General features: G+C 70.8%; 18 protein-coding genes. 15 read left to right on the top strand and 3 right to left on the bottom strand.

Going from position 1 to position 18,021, the window contains the following annotated elements; all coding sequences use genetic code 11:
- Positions 1-2: 2 nt before the first annotated feature.
- Together E1291_RS21370 and E1291_RS21365 are read right to left on the bottom strand one after the other, a co-directional pair.
- Entirely contained in the window at positions 3-947 is a 945-nt protein-coding gene (locus tag E1291_RS21370; RefSeq protein WP_131739640.1) for an ABC transporter permease, read from the bottom strand.
- Positions 944-1,948 carry an alpha/beta hydrolase gene (locus E1291_RS21365; RefSeq protein ID WP_131739638.1) on the bottom strand — a complete coding sequence of 335 codons (1,005 nt, stop codon included), beginning with the start codon at positions 1,946-1,948 and terminating at the stop codon, positions 944-946. The genes E1291_RS21370 and E1291_RS21365 overlap by 4 nt, the downstream gene beginning before the upstream one ends.
- Positions 1,949-2,144: 196 nt before the next feature.
- Here E1291_RS21365 and E1291_RS21360 point away from each other — a divergent pair, with 196 nt between their 5' ends.
- The 13 genes from E1291_RS21360 (at position 2,145) to E1291_RS21295 (ending at position 15,836) form a co-directional block, all read left to right on the top strand.
- A complete protein-coding gene (locus E1291_RS21360) occupies positions 2,145-2,870 on the top strand; it encodes an alpha/beta fold hydrolase (RefSeq protein ID WP_131739636.1) in 726 nt (241 codons plus the stop codon).
- Positions 2,871-3,091: 221 nt separating this feature from the next.
- Entirely contained in the window at positions 3,092-3,853 is a 762-nt protein-coding gene (locus E1291_RS21355) for an IclR family transcriptional regulator domain-containing protein (RefSeq protein ID WP_242614282.1), read from the top strand.
- Between the two features lie 29 nt (positions 3,854-3,882).
- On the top strand, positions 3,883-4,773 hold the full coding sequence (locus tag E1291_RS21350; RefSeq protein ID WP_207400857.1) for an alpha/beta fold hydrolase: 891 nt from the start codon (positions 3,883-3,885) through the stop codon (positions 4,771-4,773).
- A gap of 83 nt (positions 4,774-4,856) precedes the next feature.
- Positions 4,857-5,774 carry a sugar phosphate isomerase/epimerase family protein gene (locus E1291_RS21345; protein ID WP_131739634.1) on the top strand — a complete coding sequence of 306 codons (918 nt, stop codon included), beginning with the start codon at positions 4,857-4,859 and terminating at the stop codon, positions 5,772-5,774.
- The gene (locus E1291_RS21340; RefSeq protein ID WP_131739632.1) at positions 5,771-6,403 is read left to right on the top strand and encodes a nuclear transport factor 2 family protein; all 633 of its coding nucleotides are present in this window, start codon (positions 5,771-5,773) and stop codon (positions 6,401-6,403) included. The genes E1291_RS21345 and E1291_RS21340 overlap by 4 nt, the downstream gene beginning before the upstream one ends.
- Complete coding sequence (locus E1291_RS21335; RefSeq protein ID WP_131739630.1) at positions 6,396-7,475, top strand: maleylacetate reductase; 1,080 nt, start codon at positions 6,396-6,398, stop codon at positions 7,473-7,475. The genes E1291_RS21340 and E1291_RS21335 overlap by 8 nt, the downstream gene beginning before the upstream one ends.
- On the top strand, positions 7,472-8,353 hold the full coding sequence (locus tag E1291_RS21330; RefSeq protein WP_207400856.1) for a dioxygenase family protein: 882 nt from the start codon (positions 7,472-7,474) through the stop codon (positions 8,351-8,353). Before E1291_RS21335 ends, E1291_RS21330 begins: the two co-directional genes overlap by 4 nt.
- The gene (locus tag E1291_RS21325; protein WP_131739628.1) at positions 8,350-9,996 is read left to right on the top strand and encodes an FAD-dependent oxidoreductase; all 1,647 of its coding nucleotides are present in this window, start codon (positions 8,350-8,352) and stop codon (positions 9,994-9,996) included. The genes E1291_RS21330 and E1291_RS21325 overlap by 4 nt, the downstream gene beginning before the upstream one ends.
- Positions 9,996-11,315, top strand: a complete 1,320-nt coding sequence (locus E1291_RS21320) for an amidase (RefSeq protein ID WP_131739626.1) — start codon at positions 9,996-9,998, stop codon at positions 11,313-11,315. The genes E1291_RS21325 and E1291_RS21320 overlap by 1 nt, the downstream gene beginning before the upstream one ends.
- A gap of 9 nt (positions 11,316-11,324) precedes the next feature.
- Entirely contained in the window at positions 11,325-12,002 is a 678-nt protein-coding gene (locus E1291_RS21315; RefSeq protein ID WP_131739624.1) for a hypothetical protein, read from the top strand.
- Positions 11,999-12,775, top strand: a complete 777-nt coding sequence (locus E1291_RS21310) for an SDR family NAD(P)-dependent oxidoreductase (RefSeq protein WP_131739622.1) — start codon at positions 11,999-12,001, stop codon at positions 12,773-12,775. Before E1291_RS21315 ends, E1291_RS21310 begins: the two co-directional genes overlap by 4 nt.
- Before the next feature lie 992 nt (positions 12,776-13,767).
- On the top strand, positions 13,768-14,538 hold the full coding sequence (locus tag E1291_RS21300) for an IS5 family transposase (protein WP_131739620.1): 771 nt from the start codon (positions 13,768-13,770) through the stop codon (positions 14,536-14,538).
- A 365-nt stretch (positions 14,539-14,903) separates the two neighbouring features.
- A complete protein-coding gene (locus tag E1291_RS21295) occupies positions 14,904-15,836 on the top strand; it encodes a serine/threonine-protein kinase (RefSeq protein ID WP_131739618.1) in 933 nt (310 codons plus the stop codon).
- On the opposite strand, the gene E1291_RS21290 is transcribed toward E1291_RS21295, so the two are convergent.
- Positions 15,806-16,623, bottom strand: a protein-coding gene (locus E1291_RS21290) for an IS5 family transposase (protein WP_207400855.1) whose coding sequence is annotated in 2 segments (ribosomal slippage) — positions 15,806-16,273 and positions 16,276-16,623 — 816 coding nt in all. Because the reading frame shifts where the segments join, the coding sequence is not laid out codon by codon here. The genes E1291_RS21295 and E1291_RS21290 overlap by 31 nt on opposite strands.
- 174 nt (positions 16,624-16,797) lie before the next feature.
- Between E1291_RS21290 and E1291_RS21285 the strand changes: the two genes are divergently transcribed.
- Both E1291_RS21285 and E1291_RS42135 read left to right on the top strand, forming a co-directional pair.
- Positions 16,798-17,691, top strand: coding sequence for a hypothetical protein (locus E1291_RS21285; protein WP_131739614.1), 894 nt, complete (start codon positions 16,798-16,800; stop codon positions 17,689-17,691).
- A 111-nt stretch (positions 17,692-17,802) separates the two neighbouring features.
- Positions 17,803-17,940 (top strand): hypothetical protein, encoded by a 138-nt coding sequence (locus tag E1291_RS42135; protein WP_165495223.1) that lies wholly within the window; start codon positions 17,803-17,805, stop codon positions 17,938-17,940.
- The last annotated feature ends 81 nt before the right edge of the window (positions 17,941-18,021 follow it).

The following is an 18,021-nucleotide window of genomic DNA, read 5'->3' as shown; positions in this document are numbered from 1 at the left end:
GACTATCTCCGTACGCGCGGATCGATGAGTGCGTGAACGCCGTCGACCACGATGTTGATGAGGACGAACGCGATGGCGATGACCAGCACGCCGCCCTGGATGAGCGGCAGGTCGCGTGAGGCGATGGCGTTGTAGAGCGCCTGGCCCAGACCGGGCCAGGAGAAGATCGTCTCGACGAAGACGACACCGCCGATGAGGTAGGCCAGCTGCAGCCCGGTGATGGTGAGCAGCGAGGGCAGCGCGTTGTGCAGCGCGTGCCGGGCGATCGCCGCGCGGCCCAGCCCGCGCGCCCGCATGGCCTCGACCTGGTCGCCGGACATGACGTCCACCAGGCTCGCCCGCAGCATCCGCCCGATGACGCCCATCGGGATCAGCGACACCGCCACGGCCGGCATCACCAGGTGCCGGAGCAGGTCACCGGCGCCACCGCCGCCGACGGGGTCGTGCATGCCGCCGGCGGGCAGTACCCGGTACCGGACGGCGAACAGGGCGACCAGACCCAGCGCGATCGAGTACTGCGGCACCGACATCGCCAGGAAGGACAAGCCGGAGGCGAGCCCGCGCGGCAGCCGCCGCGTGGTGAACGCGCCGGTCGCGCCGATCAGCAGGCCCCCGGCGAAGGCGAGCACGGCCCCCGCGAGCGCGAGGATCGCGGTGTTGCCGAAGGCGGTCCGCACGATCTCCAGGACGGGCCGCTGCTGCTGGATGGACGTGCCGAGCTCCCCTTGCGCGACATTCCAGGACCACCGCCCGAACTGGATCGGGAGGGGCCTGTCGAATCCGAACCGTTCGATCAGCTCACGCCGGGCGTCCGGAGGAGCCAGCGGCCCGAGCAGGCTCGCGACCGGATCGCCGGGGACGAGTTTGGTCGTCAGGAAGACGACGAGGGACACGCCGACCAGCGTCGGCACGGCGAGCAGCAGTCGATGGACGAGGAACCTTCTCATGACCGCTCCCTCGCCCGGATCCGTGCTGGAGCGGGCCGGTCCTGGGCGTTTCCGTAAGGGGTCAGGTCCGGCGCGGGCACGCGCAGGTGCCGCCGGATCGCCGTGACCTGGACGCGCCGCGCTTCGGCGGAGATCCGGGTCGGCATCACGTCGAAGCCGTGCACGGTGCCCGGATACTGGTGCAGCTCGACCGGGACTCCGGCGTCGAGCAGCCGCGCCGCATAGCGCAGCCCCTCGTCCCGCAGCGGGTCGAAGTCGCAGCCCAGCAGGAGAGCGGGCGGCAGCCCGGTCAGGTCGGCGGCCCGCGCGGGCGCCGCGTGGGCGGGGACGTCTCCTTCGCGCTCGCCGAGGTAGTACCGCCAGGCCAGCTCCGCGTGGTGCGCGGTGAAGATCGGGGTCTCGGTGAACGCGCGCATGGAGGGCGTGTCCAGCCGGTCGTCGAGGGCGGGGTAGTTCAGCACCTGGAGTGCGAGCGCCGGGCCGCCGCGGTCCCGGGACATGAGCGCCACGGCGGCGGCCAGTCCGCCGCCCGCGCTGGACCCCGCCACCGCGATCCGGGCGGGATCGGCGCCGAGTTCGGCGGCGTGCCCGGCGACCCAGGTCAGCGCGGCATAGCAGTCCTCCACTCCGGCGGGGTAGGGCGCTTCGGGCGCCAGGCGGTAGTCGACATTGACCACGATCGCGCCGATATCGCGTGCCCAGGAGCCGCAGCCGAGGTGGTCGGTCTCCAGATCGCCGATGACGAACGAGCCGCCGTGGAAGCGGACGATGGCCGGTCTGGGGCCGTCGCCGGGTCGCGGGGTGTAGACGCGCACGGGCACCCGGGTGCCGGGTGAAGGTCCCGGGAGCGTCCGGTCGGCGACGGCGACGTCGTCCGCCCACTCCGGCGGGGGCGGCGGGCCGCCGTTCGCGGCGAAGGACGCGCGGGCGGCGGTGAGGTCGGCGAGATCGATGGGCGGGAACTGGCGCACGGCCTCGGCCAGCTCCGGGTCCAGGTCCATGGGGTTCTCCTGTCCTGGCAAAGCGTGCGATATACGCACGGCTGTGCGCATAGTACGCACCGCACAATCGGAGGCGCAATAGGTGAACGGTGTGTGACCTGCGTGCGCATGACGAACAATCGTGCGCTATGGTAACGTCACTGTTCATAGCCTTCCGAAACGACGGAAACGGCGCCTAACGAGCGAGGTGAGGCCGATGGCCGGCAGCGAGCCGCCCACCCTGGTGCTGGTCCACGGGGCTTGGCACGGCGAGTGGGCATGGGACCCGGTCGTCCCCCTGCTCAACGCGGCCGGAGTGCGGACCCACGCGGTGCGGCTGCCCGGCGTGGACCGCGCGCCCGGCCGCCACGACCTGCGCGGCCATGTGGAGTTCCTGCGGGCGGAGCTGGCCGGCCTGCCCGGCCCGCTCGCCCTGTGCGCCCACTCCTACGGCGGCGCCGTGACCACCGAGGCGGCGTACGGGAACGCCGAGGTCGCCACGCTGATCTATCTCAGCGCTTTCCTGCTGGAGGTGGGCGAGTCGTGCGCGGACGCCAACCGGCCGGCGCCCGTGCCCCCGGACCCGTCGCTCGCGCCGGTAGCCGAGGGCGACTACCTGCGGGTCTCCGAAGTGGCGGCCCAGCACATGTTCTTCGGCGACTGCCCGGCGGCGGAGGCGAAGGCGGCCGCGGCGCGCCTCACCCCCGAGCACGTGGGCACGGTCGGGGCTCCGGTGATGCGGGCGGCCTGGCACGCGATCCCGTCCACCTATCTCGTGTGCGCCCGCGACCAGGCACTGACGCCCGAGGCTCAGCGGCGCATGGCTCGGCGGGCCACATGGCGGGCCGAGATCGACACCCCCCATTCCCCCATGCTGTCCCGCCCGCATGAGCTTGCGGCGCTGCTCGACGCCGCCGCCCGCAGGACGGGCCGTGATGCCTGAACCGGGGGCCGGGCGGGAGGGCGCGGCACCGTATTCTGGGGGCCGTGTCACGGGAGGGACGCCCCCGGACGGACCATTATCAGCTCATCACTCGGCGAACAGGAAGCGTGGCGACGGTGGCACGTACCAGCGTGGACGAATCAGGGCAAGGTCCTCGTGGAGAGGGTCCGCGGCGCGGGACGGCGCGGCGCGAGGAGCGCCCGTCCTACTTCGTCCAGTCCCTGGCGCGCGGGCTCGCCGTCATCAAGGCGTTCGACCACGCCAGGCCGCAGCTCACGCTGGCCGAGGTCGCGAAGATCACCGGGTTGGACCGGGCCGCGGCCCGCCGCTTCCTGCTGACCCTGGTCGACCTCGGCTACGTGACGTTCGACGGCCGGCTCTACTCGCTGCGTCCGCGCGTGCTGGAGCTGGGCTACGCCTTCCTGTCGAGCCTCAGCCTGCCCGAGGTCGCGCTCACCCACATGGAACCGCTGGTGGCCGAGGTCCATGAGACCAGCTCGCTCGGCCTGCTGGACGGCCACGAGGTCGTCTTCGTCGCGCGGGTGCCGGTCAAGCGGCTGATGGCCGTCCCGATCATGGTCGGCAGCAGGTTCCCGGCCTACCCGACGTCCATGGGCCGCGTGCTGCTGGCCGGCCGCGACCCCCGGTGGCTGGAGGAGTACCTCGCCTCGACCGAGCTGCGGCCGCTCACCGACCGCACCGTCACCGACCCGGACCGGCTGCGCGAGACCATCGCGCGGGTCCAGGCGGAGGGCTACGCGATCGTCGACCAGGAGATCGACGACGGCTCGCGATCCATCGCGGTGCCCGTCCACGACGCGTCCGGGCAGGTCGTGGCCGCACTGAACGTGTCGATGCTGGCCGGCCGGGGCACCGCCGAAACCATGCTCGACTTCCTGCCCGCCATACGGCGGGCGGCAGAACAGATCGAAGCGGACCTGCGTCCCGGCCCCGTCGGCCAGGGGATCGGCCTCATCGGATAGGCGGGAGCGGGTCCGGAAGGGACACCTCCGTGACCGACTCCCCATCCACCTCCGCCCTTTCCGTCACCTCGCACCGCGCCGACCTGGGCGACATCGGGATCCACTACCGGCGCTGCGGCTCGGCCGGACGGCTGCTGGTGCTGCTGCACGGCTGGCCTCAGACGGGACACTGCTGGCGCCACCTGATGGAGCCGCTCGCCGAGCGGTACACAGTGATCGCCCCCGACCTGCGCGGGTACGGCCGGTCCGGCACGCCCGGCGGCGGCTATGACAAGCGCACCACCGCCGCGGACCTGTCGCGGCTGGTCCGGGCACTCGGTTTCACCTCGGCGGACGTCGTCGGCCACGACCGCGGCGCCCGCGTGGCGCACCGCTGGGCCCTGGACCGGCCCGCCGACATCGACCGGCTCGCGCTGCTGGACGTCCTGCCGACCCGCGAGGTCATGGCGACCATCGACCGGGACTCGGCGGCCGCGCTGTGGCACTGGTTCTTCCACCTCCAGCCCGATCTGCCGGAGATCCTCATCTCGGGGAACGTCGAGGCGTACCTGAGGTACTTCCTGGAGCGGCAGTGCTCGCGTCCCGGCGCGATCGGCGAGGAGGCGATCGCGGAGTACGTCGCCGCGTTCAGCCGTCCCGAGTCGCTGCACGCCTCCCTGGAGGACTATCGCGCGGGGTTCCGCGAGGATCTCGCCGCCGACGACCGGGACGCCCGAGAGGGCAGGGTCGTCACCCAGCCCCTGCTCCTGCTGTGGGGCGCCCAGGGCGGGCTCGGGCGCGCGGACGTGACAGGGATCTGGTCCCGGTACGCCGAGCGGTCGTCCGGTGCGGCGATCGAGGACTGCAAGCACTTCCTCCCCGAGGAGCAGCCCGCCGAAGTGCTGCGCCACCTGCGGGAATTCCTTCCCGGCTGGGTCTGACCCGGACCACCGCCATTGCCGCCGCGCCATGCTAGTGGTTATGATACGCACAAGTGTGCACTATACGCACAGATTGGAGTGACATGGCACCCGGACACGCGCTCACCCTCTGCGCGATGACGGTGCGCGGAGCGTCGTTTCCCGACCGGCTCCGGGCCGCGGCCGCGGCCGGGTTCGACTCGATCGGACTGTCCCTCGCCCAGTACCGGGCCGCGCTCCGGGAGGGGCAGGACGACCGGAGCATGCGCTCCCTGCTCGACCACCACGGCCTGCGCGTCGCCGAGATCGAGGCACCGTGGGACTGGGCGGCCGACGGCCCGGTCCGCGAGGACGGCACCGGAGGCCCTGCCGCCCGCGAGGACGGCGAGCTGCTGTTCCATGCGCTGGAGACCCTCGGATGCGAGCAGTTCAACGCGGTGGTGTTCACCGCGCATCCACACGGGCACCTCGTCGAGCGCTTCACCGCGCTGTGCGCCAGAGCCGCCACCGCGGGCGCGCGCGTGGCCGTGGAGTTCATGCCGTTCAGCGAGTTGCGCACGCTGCCCGCCGCCTGGCGCCTCGTACGCGAATCGGGCGCGTCGAACGCCGGAGTCCTCCTCGACCACTGGCACTACGTCCGCTCGGGCGGCACACCGGACCAGCTCGCGGCCGTACCTCGTGACCGAATCCTCTCCGTGCAGCTCAACGACGTGCAGCTCAACGACGTGCAGCTCAACGACGTGCAGCTCAACGACGTGCAGCTCAACGACGGCCTGCCCCAGTTGGAGGCCCAGAGCCATGACGACATGCGCGAGGAGGCCCGCCACCGTCGCCTTCTTCCGGCGGCCGGAGCGGCCGGGTTCGTCCACCTCCTGCGCCGTCTCGGCGTGTCCGCACGCATGTCCGTGGAGGTCTGGTCGGACGCCTTGGAGCGCTTGACGCCCGACGAGGCCGCACGGCTGGCGTACGAAGCGGCCGACCGAGTCCTGAGCAAGCCCGCACGACCGGAGGGATCCGAATGAGAGTCAATGGCGATGAGGCCGAGATCAGAAGGCTCGTCGAGGACTGGGCCGTCTGGCGCGACGCCGGTGACTGGGACCGGTTCGCGACGGTGTGGCACCCCGACGGCGTCATGCAGGCCACCTGGTTCCAGGGCGGCTACCGGGCGTTCATCCAGGTCAGCAGGGAGGGCTGGGAGCGCGGCGTGCGCATCTGGCACTTCCTCGGCGGGACGTCGGCCGACATCGCGGGCGACCGGGCGGTCGCCCAGACCAAGATGACGATCACGCAGCGGGCCCTCGTCGAGGGCGTCGAATGCGACGTCGTGTGCACGGGGAGGTTCTACGACCTCCTCCAGCGGGACGGCCACCGCGACGACGCCGGAGGACGGCACGGCGGGTGGGCGCTGGTGCTCCGGCAGCCGATCTACGAGCGGGACCGGATCGACCCGGTCGACCCCGCCGCCCGCCCCGTTCTGGACGCGGACCGGCTGCGCGGCCTGCCCGAGGGGTACCGGCATCTGGCCTACCTCCAGACCGGACTCGGGTACCAGGTCAAGATGGACATGCCGCAGCTCACCGGCCCTCCCGTCGAGGCCTTGCACCGGCGGGGCGCCGACTGGCTGCGCGGCGAGAAGGCCGCCGATGACTGAACGGTTCGTGCACGTGCAGGGCGCGTCGCGGGTGGTGTTCGGCGTCGGCGCGCTGGAGCGGGCCGGGGACGAGGTGGCGCGCCTGGGCGCGGGCCGCGTCCTGCTGATCTCCGATCGGCACAGCGCCGCGTTCGCCGACACGGTCGCGGGGCGGTTGGGCGGCCGGGTTCGCGGCCGGATCGTGGAGACCGCGACCCACGTCCCGGGCGAGGTCGCCGACGCGGCCGCGCGTGAGGCCGCCGCACAGCGAGCCGACCTGCTCGTCTGTGTCGGGGGCGGCTCGGCGACGGGGCTGGCGAAGGCGGTCGCGCTGCGGACGGGGCTGCGGATCGTCGCGGCCCCCACCACGTACGCGGGCAGTGAGATGACCCCGATCTGGGGCCTCACCCGGGACGGTCGCAAGGAGACCGGCCGCGATCCCGCCGTGCAACCCGTCACGGTGATCTACGACCCCGCGCTGACGACCCGCCTGCCGGTGAAGTTGTCGGCGGCCAGCGGCATGAACGCGCTCGCCCACCTGGTCGAGGCCGCCTACACGCCGGGACTCTCCCCGCTCACGGCGGCGGTCGCCGACCAGGGTGTACGCCTTCTGGGGGACGCGCTGCCGCGTGTCGTGGCCGACCCGGAGGAAATGACGGCACGAAGCGACGCGCTCCAGGGCGCATGGCTGGCCGGATGGGTACTGGGAGCGACCCCGATGGGCCTCCACCACAAGCTGTGCCATGTGCTGGGCGGGTCCTACGGCCTGCCACACGCCGCGACGCACTCGGCGCTGCTGCCGTACGTCGCGGCGTTCAACCGGCGCGCGCCGGGGCTCGGCCGGGTCGCGGAGGCTCTGGGCGCCGCCGACGCGGCGACCGGCCTGTGGGACCTCCGAACCTCCATCGGCGGGCCGGCGAGCCTGGCCGAACTCGGCTTCGGCGGCACCGAGATCGACCGGGTCACCGAGCTCGTGGCCGCGGCGCCCCCCGCCGGCCCTCGTCCCGTGGAGCCCGCCGGGGTGCGCGCGATCCTGCGCGCCGCCCTGGACGGCGCACGCCCCGCGACGGCGCGGGACGAGGACACGCCGTGAACCACGACGAGCCGATCGGCGAAGACCTGACCCGGACGGTACTCGCGCGGATCGCCGCCACTCCGGACGAGCGGCTGCGCGAGGTGATGCTCTCGCTCGTACGGCACCTGCACGCGTTCGCCAGGGACGTCGGACTCCGGGAGCCGGAACTGATGGCCGCCGTCCGGTTCCTCACCGAGACGGGCCGCACGTGCACCGAGGACCGGCAGGAGTTCGTCCTGCTGTCCGACACCCTCGGCCTGTCCAGCCTTGTGGACGAGCTGAGCGAGGCGGGCGTCGGCGGCGCCACTCCGTCGACGATCCTCGGCCCCTTCTACCTGCCGGACGCGCCGTTCCGCGCGTCCGGGGCGTCCATCGCCGACGTCGACCTCGGCGGCGAGCCGCTGCTGGTGAACGGCGAGGTCACCGACACCGCCGGCCGGCCGCTGGCCGGTGCCCTCGCCGATGTCTGGCAGACCGCGCCCAACGGCCGCTATGACGTCCAGGACCCGAACCAGCCCCGGCACAACCTGCGCGGACGGTTCCGCACGGACGCCGAGGGCCGGTTCACCTTCCGGACGGTCCGGCCCGTCAGCTACCCGATCCCCGACGACGGCCCGGTCGGACGCCTGCTGCGGGCCACGGGGCGGCACCCCTGGCGGGCCGCGCACATCCACGCGATCGTCTCCGCGCCGGGCCACCGGACCGTCACCACGACGATCTTCGACGCCGAGGACGACCACATCGGCTCGGACGCCGTCTTCGGCGTGAAGCCGGAGCTGGCGCGGACCTTCGAACGCGCCCACGACGGCGGCCTGCTCCTCTGCGAACGCTTCACGCTGGCGCCGCTGGCGCCGTCCCGTCCAGAACGATCCATGTCGAAAAGGAACTCCCCGTGACCCGAACTCGGCTCTTCGATCTCGTCGTCGTCGGCGGCGGCCTCGGCGGTGTCGCCGCCGTCCTGGCCGCCGCGCGGCTCGGCCTGCGCAGCGTGCTGGTCAGCGAGAGCGACTGGATCGGCGGCCAGGTGTCCAGCCAGTGCATCCCGCCGGACGAGCACCCGTGGATCGAGTCGGTGGGCTGCACCCCCGCCTACCGCCGGTTCCGCGACCGGGTGCGGGCCTTCTACCGGTGCAACTATCCGCTCAACGCGGCGGCGCGGCACGCGCCGCTGCTGAACCCGGGGTCGGGGAACATCGGTCCGCTCAGCCACGAGCCGCATGTGGCCCGTCTCGTCCTGGAGGAGATGCTCGCACCCTGGGTGAGCCGCGGAACGGTCACCGTGCTGCGCTCGCACCGGTTGGCGGCGGTGTCGGTGGACGGCGACGAGATCACCTCGGTGCTGGTCCGCGCGTCCGAGGGCGAGGAGGTCGAACTGAGCGGCGACTACTTCCTCGACGCCACCGACCTCGGGGACCTCGTCGGGATGTCCGGCGCCGAGCATGTCTACGGGGCCGAGAGCGCCGCCGAGACGGGTGAGCCGCACGCGCTGGCCGGCCCCGCCGACCCCGACGACCAGCAGGCGATCACGTGGGCGATGCTGCTGAGCCTGCACCCCGGCACGGACAACACCATCGAGCGTCCCGCCGACTACGCGCAATGGCGCGACCACCGTCCTCCCGAATGGCCCGGATCGCTGCTGAGCTGGGAGGTCAGCGACCATGTCACGCACCGGCCCCGGCGCAGACCGCTGTTCACCGACCGCCCGGCCGCGGGCGGCGTCCGCTACGACCTCTGGCACGCCCGCAGGGTGCTGGACGCCGCCCACTTCGACACGGAGTGGGCGGACGTGACCGTCGCGGCTTGGCCGATGATGGACTACGCGCGACTACCGCTCATAGGTGTGGACGAGCCCACGCGGAAGCGGGCGCTGCGCGAGGCGCGCCAGCTCTCCCTGTCGTTCCTGTACTGGATGCAGACGGAGGCACCCCGGCACGACGGCGGCATCGGATACCCCGAGCTGAGGCCGCGCGGCGATCTGACCGGCACCCCGGACGGGCTCGCCAAGATGCCCTACATCCGCGAAAGCCGCCGCATCCGCGCCGAGTTCACCTTGCTGGAACAGCACATCGGAGTGGAAGCACGCACGGGGCAGGAGGGCGCCGAACGCTTCCCCGACAGCGTCGGCATCGCCGCGTACCGCATCGACGTGCACCCGTCCACCGCGGGACGTCCCACGATCGACATCGACACCTGGCCCTTCCAGATCCCGCTCGGCGCCCTGGTCCCGGTCCGGATGCGCAACCTGCTGCCCGCCGCCAAGAACATCGGCGCGACCCATCTGACCAGCGGTGCGTACCGCGTGCATCCGGGGGAGTGGACGGTCGGCGAGGCGGCGGGCGCCCTGGCGGGCTTCTGCGTACGGCGCGGCACCCGCCCTTCCCAGGTCAGGGCCGACGAAATGCTGCTGGACGAATTCCGGACACTGCTGTCGGGGACTCTCGGCGTGGAGCTGGAATGGCCCCGCTACCAGGCGCTCGCCCCACGCCACCGGTTCGGGTACGTCCAGCAGGTGCCCGCGCCGAGCGAGCGGACCGCGTGATGCCGACGGCGCCCTTGCACGCCCTCCTGGCGCGGCACGGCGGTGCCGCCGGTCTCGCGGCCGCGGTGCGCCGCGGCGAGGTCGCGGCCGCGGAGCCCGTGCGAGCCGCGCGCGAGCGGATCGCGGAGCTCGACCCGTCGCTGCACGCGTTCACGCGGATCCTGGAACCGACCGGTCCGGCGGCCGGCGGCGACTCCGGGCTCGGGCTGGCGGGGCTGCCGGTCGCCGTGAAGGACAACATCGACGTCGCCGGCACGGTCACCACGCTCGGCCGTCCCCCGGGCGAGCGCCCGCCGGCCGCGCGCGACGCCGAGGCCGTCGCCCGGCTCCGCGCCGCCGGCGCGGTCATCGTCGGCAAGACGAACCTGCCTGAGCTGGCCAGCCTGGCCGTGACCGTCAACGCCCACTACGGCGACGCGCGCAACCCGTGGGACCGGGACCGTACGGCCGGAGGTTCCAGCGGCGGTTCCGCCGTCGCGGTCGCGTCCGGCATGGCCGCCGCCGCGCTGGCCACCGACACCGGCGGGTCGGCCCTCATCCCGGCGGCGCTCACCGGCGTCTGCGGGTTCCGGCCCACCCACGGGCGGATCGGCCTCGACGGCGTCACCCCGCTCAGCCCGTCCATGGACACGATCGGCGTGATCGCCGAGCACCCCGCCGACATCGCCGCGGTGCTGCACGTCCTCGAAGGCCGGACCGGCGAGCGACAGGCGGCGCCCGGCCTGCGAGGGCTGCGGGTCGGCGTGCTCACCGGCTGGTTCCAGGACGAGGCTGCCGACGGCGTACGGGCCAGGGTGGACCGGGCCGTGCGGGAACTCGTCGCGGCCGGCGCGTCGGCCGGCCCCGCCGAGACGCCCTCCGCACACCGCGCCCTGCGTGATGCGCGGATCATCTACCGTGCCGAGACCGCCGCCTCGTTCGCGGATCTCGTCCAGCCCGGCCGGTCGTACGCGCCGGCCGTGGAGGCTCGCCTGACGAACCCGCACGGCCCCGCCGACCTCGCCCGCGCCCGTGCGTTCCGGGAGGCGTGGCGGGCGGAGCTGCTCGCGGCGTTCGCGGACGCCGACGTGCTGGTCGCGGCCACCACGCCCATCACCGCACCCCGCCTCGACGCCTCCGAGGAGGCCACGACCGCGCTGATCCGCCACGCCTACCCGTTCTGCCTGGCCGGGGTGCCGGCCTTGTCGGTCCCGGCGGGCTTCGACGGCGGGCTGCCCGTCGGCCTCATGCTCGTCGCCCCGCCCGGCGAGGACCACCGGCTGCTCGCACTCGGCGCCGACTGCCACGACGCCGGGCTGTTCACCCACCGCGACACCTGAAGGGACGCCATGCACGTCTATTTGCACGAGACCATCGATCCGGTCCGCGAGCCGGGTTCCGCCGAGCGGTACTTGGAGGAGCTCGGCGAGATAGTGAAGACCGAAGGCAACGCCAAGGGATCGGCCGGCGGCCGCTGCATCGCCAACTGGGTGCCGGTCTTCCTCACCGGCACCTGGCCCCAGATCCTCGGTTTCTGGCAGATGCCGGACGGCTGGGACGGCTTCGCCGACCACTTCGACACCCACCCCGAGCTGTACCACGAGCCAATGGACCGCTGGTTCGGGGAACGGACCGGCGGCTCCGACAGGGTCCTCGTGGGAACCGACTACACGCCGACCCTTGACGAGATCCTGGCCAAGGAGGTGCGCGCGCCCGTCGTCCTCCACGAGACCGTACGGCTCCAACCCGGCACCGCACCCCGCTACCTGGACCTCGTCGGCGACGTGAAGTCCGCGCTGGACGACCGCTACGGTTTCGGCGTCCTCGGCGGCTTCGAGGTGGCGTTCCGCAACAGGAGCGAAGTGATCGTCCTGTGGTCGTTTCCCGATGTCCGTACTCTGGCTCGCACACAGTCCGCTCCGGACGACTTCCCGGAACTCCGCGACTGGCGCGAGCAGAGCGCCCTCCTCGAAACCGCGCACACCGGGGTCGTGGTGCGGCCCACGTCCTGGTCCCCGCTGCGATGAGCGCCGGACGGATCGCGATGATCACCGGTGGCGGCGGGGACATCGGCGGCGCCATCGCCGCCCGGCTCGTCCCGGACGGCTGGACGGTGATCGTCGCAGACCGTGACGCCGGCGCCGCCCATTCCGTCGCGAACGCCCTGTCCGCGGCCACCCCGTCCACGGGAGCCGGCCGTGTGCACGCCCGCCGCGTCGACGTGGCCGACTCCGCCGACGTGGAGGCCTTCGTTACGACGGCCGCGACGGAGTTCGGCCGGATCGACGCGGTCGTGTGCGCTGCCGGTATCGAACCGCCGCAGAACCTGGCCGAGATCGACGTGGCGTCGTGGGACCGCACCCAGGCCGTCAACGTGCGCGGACCCGCCCTGATCGCGAAGGCGGCGCTGCCCTGGTGGACCCGGCAGCGCTCGGGTTCGCTGGTCAACATCGGGTCTCGCACCTGGCTCGGCGGCGGCCACCCCGGCTACGCCGCCTCGAAGGCCGGCCTGGTCGGCCTCACCAGGTCGCTGGCGCTGGAACTGGCCCCGATCGGCGTCCGGTCCAATGCGGTCGCACCGAGTTTCGTCCGCACCAAGTTCAGCGAGCAGCGGGGCGACCAGCGGATGCTGGACGACTACGCCGAACGCGTGCGCGCCGTCACCCCGATGGGCGAGCTGATTCGTCCGGAGGACGTCGCCAACGCGGTCGCCTTCCTGGTCTCCGACCAGTCCGCCCGCATCACCGGCGAGGTCCTCCACGTCTGCGCCGGCTCCCAACTTCCCCTCTTCCTCACCTGACCAAGGCGGGACGCGACCCTTGCCCCTTACTGCTCTCGGGGGGACGGGAAAAATGCGCTGTCCCGTTAGCGAAGTCCTGTCTACGCAGCACCGGTCTTCGGAAGGCGCGAGTCCGGCCGGCTCTTGCACGAGCCGGACTCGCGACCGGCCACGGAAAGTCATGTGCCGTCGATCGCAGGAGAGCGCTGATTCTGGGAGACCGCAACAGTCTCGATCTCCCCTGAGCCGCACTCTGGTGTGCCGAACGATGCCACTTGACCTGCGGAGATGAAAAGAGGTGCCCTACCCGGGCCTTGACCGAAACCGCACATCATGACGCCCGACGACCGGCAGGACGTCTACTGGCGGCTCGGGATACGGTTCACGCGACTACCCGGAAAAACAAGAATCCGAGCCGAGGTGTGAGGGGCCCCAGAGACTCCGGACGGTGTCATGGCCGGCGGCTCCCAGGCGCATCATTCCGGTGGGCGCGATCGGGGGTTGGCCGGAGGGGGCTGCCGGCCCGGTCGCGACTACCGAGCGAACATGGAGCTAACTCGGGGACATTTTGGACATGGATCTTGGTGGTGTGGCCTGCGTTTGCGCAGGTCAGGTGAGGCGCGCCCGGCAGGATTCGAACCCGCGACCGTCGGTTTAGAAGACCCCTGCGTCACCACGGCGCCCGTGCCACCGACTGCTGACCCGTACGCTTCTGTGCTGCTCTGTCCGGCGGACGGCCAACGCTGGTGACATCTTGTGCCGGCTCCTGTCACCCTGTTCTGCGACATACGAGCGAACAACGAGCGAACACGGTCCGGTGCCATGTCGACCGAGGTTGACGCCCGAACAGCATCTATGGCTCAGCGGCATGGGGGTTCAAGGCGGTGGGGCGAGCCGAATCACTGAGCCTTTTCCAACCTGACGGGGCAGTTGCACGGTCGGGCTGACAGACAAGCGAAGCCCTTGGTAGATGGGTTTTCGACCAAGAGAACCGTCTCCACCAGAGGCTTCGCATGCTTGTTTACCCGTCCGGCATCGACGTGTCCAGTTCCACCCTTCGCTTCCTGTCCGCCCGCCTACGGGAACACCGCCGTGCCCTGGGCACCCGATGGCGGCGCCTGACCGCAGGCCGCCAAGCCCTGCTCACCCTCGCCCACCTGCGCAACGGGCAGACCTACGCCCAGCTCGCCGCAGGTTTCGGGATCGCCGCCAGCACCGCCTACCGCTACCTCACCGAAGCGGTGCAGGTCCTGGCCGCACTCGCGCCGACGCTCAGCCGGGCGCTCCGGGCGGCGTCGATGAAGGCGTTCGTCCTGCTGGACGGAACGCTGCCGCCGATCGACCGGGTGAAGGCCGACCGGCCCCTCTACTCGGGCAAGCACCGCAGACACGGGATGAACGTGCAGGTCATCGCCGATCCGCACGGACGGCTGCTGTGGGCCTCACCCGCCCTGCCCGGGGCTGTTCACGATGTCCGCGCAGCTCGCGAGCACGGCATCATCGACGCTCTCACCGAGACCGGCATCAGCTGCCGGGCCGACAAGGCCTACCAGGGTGCCGGTGGCACGGTCAGGGTCCCCTACCGGGGCCGGTGGGAGACGCTTTCCACCGGTCAGCAGGCGGTCAACCGGTCTCACGCCAAGATCCGGGCCCTTGTCGAACAAGCCGTCGCCACCCTCAAGTCCTGGCGGCTCCTGCGCAAACTCCGCTGCTCACCGGCCCGAATCACGGGCCTTGTCCAGGCCATCCTCTGCCTGCATCTGGCCAGCTCAGAGCAAGGATGAAAAAGGCTCACTGACTTACGCGACGTGGGCGTATCGGGCATGTACGCCTTGGACTCCATTGCGGCTTAACGCCGTCAGGACCGGCTCGTTCGCGGCTTGGTCGCCCTCGGTAAGTACAGGACATCTCCATGTTGGACTGAAGCGTGGCGCTGCGCAACTGGAGCCAACTGCCGTATCAACCCGTACAGCGGGGACAGGTCAACCGTCGCGTCGGACGGTCGGGCGGCAGCGAGGGCCAGACCTGGTCCCCCCGGTACACCATGTAGCCATGGTGAACCTGGACGATCGGGCTGCACGCAGTGGCTGTCCACGGAAGCCTGTTCGGACACAAGGCTCACATGCGGTGACAGTGGCAAAATGCGCTCATGGAGATGCCTGGGGAAATCGGTGGCTATCGGCTCCTTGAGAAGCTGGGGTCCGGAGGCATGGGGGATGTGTTCCTCGCCCGCGACGAACAGGGCCGGATAGTTGCGGTGAAGACCGTGCGGGCGGACCTCGGCGACCGGCCTGAGTTGCGGGCCCGCCTGCGGCGGGAGGCCGCCACCATGGCGCGGGTGCAGAGTCCTCATGTTGCGGAGCTGATCCACGCTGACATCGACGGGTCGGTTCCGTACCTGGTGACCCGCTATGTACAGGGAAGCTCCCTGAGCGATGTCGTGCACAAGCGCGGGCCGCTCAAAGACACGGAACTTTGGGCTATCGCGGACGGACTGGCGGAGGCGGTCGACCAGATTCACCAGGCTGGCTGCCTGCACCGCGACATCAAGCCGGACAACGTGATCGTCGCCGACGGAAGACCCGTCGTCATCGATTTTGGGATCTCGCACGCCTTTGATGCAACGCGTTTCACCAGGAAAGGGAACGCGTCGGGAACCTCCCGATACATGGCTCCTGAACTGCTCCTCGATGGGAAGGTCGGCCCTCCGGCCGACATCTTCGCTTGGGGGGCGACCGTGGCGTTCACGGCGATCGGTCGAAATCCCCACTGGCCGCACCTTCGGCCCGACGACATCGACGACCTATTGCAGGACGTCCTGGGAGCGACGCTGCGAGGTCCGGTGATCGCGGCCCTGTCCCACGATCCGGCGCTGAGACCGTCTTCCACCGGGCTCCGCGCGTTCTTCGTTCGCCATCAACACATCGGACGGCTCCTGGACGAGGCTGAGAGACGAGTCCGGAGCGTTCCGCATCTCCCCGCGCGTCAAGTCACGGCGTTCGTCGATATCTCCGAAGCCCATACGAACCACGATCCGGCTAAGAGCCTGTCTCATGTGGATAGTTGGGCGAGTTTCTTGTAGCAGGTGATGGCGGCCGCGAGGGTGAGGAATGCGGCGAACAGATGGCTGTGGTGTTCGTAGCGGATGGTCAGGCGCCGGTAGCCGAACAGCCAGGCCAGTGTTCGCTCGATCTTCCAGCGGTGGCGTCCGAGGCGTTCGCCGGACTCGATGCCGGGCCGGGCGATCCGCGGTGTGATTCCGCGTTGCCGCAGCCAGGCCAGATGCTCGGCGGAGTGATATGCCTTGTCCGCGCGGAGCTTGACCGGTCGCCGGCGGCGTGGGCCGCGCCGTGACCGGATCTCCGGTAAGGCCATCAGCAGCGGCTTGAGGGCCTGACTGTCGTGCAGGTTGGCGGCCGAGACACCGACCACCAGCGGCAGCCCCGCGGCATCCGACAGCACGTGGAGTTTGCTGCCCTTCTTGCCTCGATCGACCGGGTTGGGGCCGGTCAGCGTGCCCCCCTTTTCGAGCGGACGGCGGCGGCGTCCACGATCGCCGACGCCCAGTCCACCTGCCCGCGGGCACCGAGCTGGTCCAGGACCGCATGATGCAGCCGCGGCCACAGTCCCGCTTTGGTCCAGGCGGTGAACCGGCGGTGCGCGGTCGGCACGCTCACCCCGAACTCGCCCGGCAGATGCCGCCAGGCGCACCCGCTGGTCAGCACGTACACGATCGCGGTGAACACCGCCCGATCGTCCACCCCGGCCGTCCCGCCACCCTGCCGCCGAGGCGCAAACCCCGGGACCAACGGCTCGACCAACTCCCACAACTCATCCGGCACCAGCCGCAACGCAAGATCCGACGACACAATCCCGCATTATCCCTCAGGCCACCTAAAAGCCCACATGAGACAGGCACTAAGGCCGATGAGCTGCTGGCCGAAGCCGTCGCCCTCACACCATCACCAGCCCACTTCTTCCCCCCTCTTGAAGACGTCGCCTGTGCGCTCGCATCCCGAAATCCCGCCACCGCCAGGCGGTTCGTGCGCGACCGCGCCACGGGACGGGCACTTGGCAGCGCGTATCTCGAGATCACGAAGGTCCTGCGGATGACCGATCCGTCTGAGGCGAGGGCCCTCCTGTCCGAGGCTGAACACCTGTTCTTCGCCTATGGCTTCGCGGACAGCCTGACCAAGGCCGGCGTTCTCGCCAAGTTCGCCGCAGCGTGGTGGGGGCTCGATGATCGGCGTGCCAGTGAGCTGTCGAACGCGGCAGTCGAGTTGTCGGCCCTCGCGGTGCAGGAAGAACCTTTCGATCTCTACGAAGATCTTGATGCGAAGGCTCAAATCCAGGCGACAGAACTGGCTCGGATCGCGGCAGTGCTCGGACCGCACGACCCGGAGGCGGCCAGGCGTCTTCTGACCAAAGCCACCGCTTTCGCTTCCGAGCCAGACGCGGTGGGCGCTGTCGCCGTGGTCTTGGCTCGCTACAACCCTGAAGGTGCTGGGCGCCTCGCCCGGCGAATCAGCACCTCTGACCATCACCACGCCAGCTTCGAACTGCCACGGATTGCGCACGTTCTTGCGGAACGCACGCCTGGCATGGCGCGAGAGCTCTTGGCCGAGGCCGAGCTCATCGTGCGTAAGCATCTAGAGAAGAACGCGGTGCCCGAGGCGCTGGCACGGGTCGCGACACCACTGTTCGCTCACGATGTCGACGCCGCCAGAGAACTGGTGGCCGAGGCCGAACGGCTCGCGTTCCCCCGCGGCCTGTACTTTGGAGCCTGGCACACACCCGAACTCCTCGGGGTCCTCGCGCCGTTTGATCTAGAGCACGCCGAGCGTATCGCCCGCACTCTCGCTGAGCCGCATATCCAAGCCGAGGCGTTTCGCGCGATCGCCGTTTCGCTGAGCTCCTCTGTTTCACTCCAGCTGTAGCCATCGACAACCTGATCACCATCGAGCTCGCAGTATCAGGTTCCACGTGGCCCGGGCAGTCCGAGATAATCATCGATCTTGCGCAGGATGCGCAGTAGGCGAAAGATCGAGATGAGTGACCTGAAGTTGTTCCGGCTCGACGACGGCGTCGCAGTCGAGCTGGCGGCCAAGACGTTCACGCTGGAGAAGTACCTGCAGCAGCTGATCGAGCGGAACATGGAGACGCTGTTCGGCGCTAACCAGGGTTAATTGGTCATAGCGGTTGGGTGAGTGGACGGGCCGGTGGTGTGGGCGTATGCCGGTGGCATGGCCAGATACCCCCAGGGCGGC

Origin of the sequence: Actinomadura roseirufa (assembly GCF_900659635.1) — a bacterium.
In the GTDB taxonomy this organism is placed as follows: Bacteria; Actinomycetota; Actinomycetes; order Streptosporangiales; family Streptosporangiaceae; genus Spirillospora; species Spirillospora roseirufa.
Note: the sequence above shows the minus strand (reverse complement) of the source record. Positions and strands in the feature narration are given on the sequence as shown.

What these genes read in the sequence shown, in the direction of transcription:
- E1291_RS21370 (WP_131739640.1), bottom strand. Translation starts at nt 947, where the DNA reads ATGAGAAGGTTCCTCGTCCATCGACTGCTGCTCGCCGTGCCGACGCTG.
- E1291_RS21365 (WP_131739638.1), bottom strand. Translation starts at nt 1,948, where the DNA reads ATGGACCTGGACCCGGAGCTGGCCGAGGCCGTGCGCCAGTTCCCGCCC.
- E1291_RS21360 (WP_131739636.1), top strand. Translation starts at nt 2,145, where the DNA reads ATGGCCGGCAGCGAGCCGCCCACCCTGGTGCTGGTCCACGGGGCTTGG.
- E1291_RS21345 (WP_131739634.1), top strand. Translation starts at nt 4,857, where the DNA reads ATGGCACCCGGACACGCGCTCACCCTCTGCGCGATGACGGTGCGCGGA.
- E1291_RS21340 (WP_131739632.1), top strand. Translation starts at nt 5,771, where the DNA reads ATGAGAGTCAATGGCGATGAGGCCGAGATCAGAAGGCTCGTCGAGGAC.
- E1291_RS21335 (WP_131739630.1), top strand. Translation starts at nt 6,396, where the DNA reads ATGACTGAACGGTTCGTGCACGTGCAGGGCGCGTCGCGGGTGGTGTTC.
- E1291_RS21320 (WP_131739626.1), top strand. Translation starts at nt 9,996, where the DNA reads ATGCCGACGGCGCCCTTGCACGCCCTCCTGGCGCGGCACGGCGGTGCC.
- E1291_RS21315 (WP_131739624.1), top strand. Translation starts at nt 11,325, where the DNA reads ATGCACGTCTATTTGCACGAGACCATCGATCCGGTCCGCGAGCCGGGT.
- E1291_RS21310 (WP_131739622.1), top strand. Translation starts at nt 11,999, where the DNA reads ATGAGCGCCGGACGGATCGCGATGATCACCGGTGGCGGCGGGGACATC.
- E1291_RS21300 (WP_131739620.1), top strand. Translation starts at nt 13,768, where the DNA reads ATGCTTGTTTACCCGTCCGGCATCGACGTGTCCAGTTCCACCCTTCGC.
- E1291_RS21295 (WP_131739618.1), top strand. Translation starts at nt 14,904, where the DNA reads ATGGAGATGCCTGGGGAAATCGGTGGCTATCGGCTCCTTGAGAAGCTG.
- E1291_RS42135 (WP_165495223.1), top strand. Translation starts at nt 17,803, where the DNA reads ATGAGTGACCTGAAGTTGTTCCGGCTCGACGACGGCGTCGCAGTCGAG.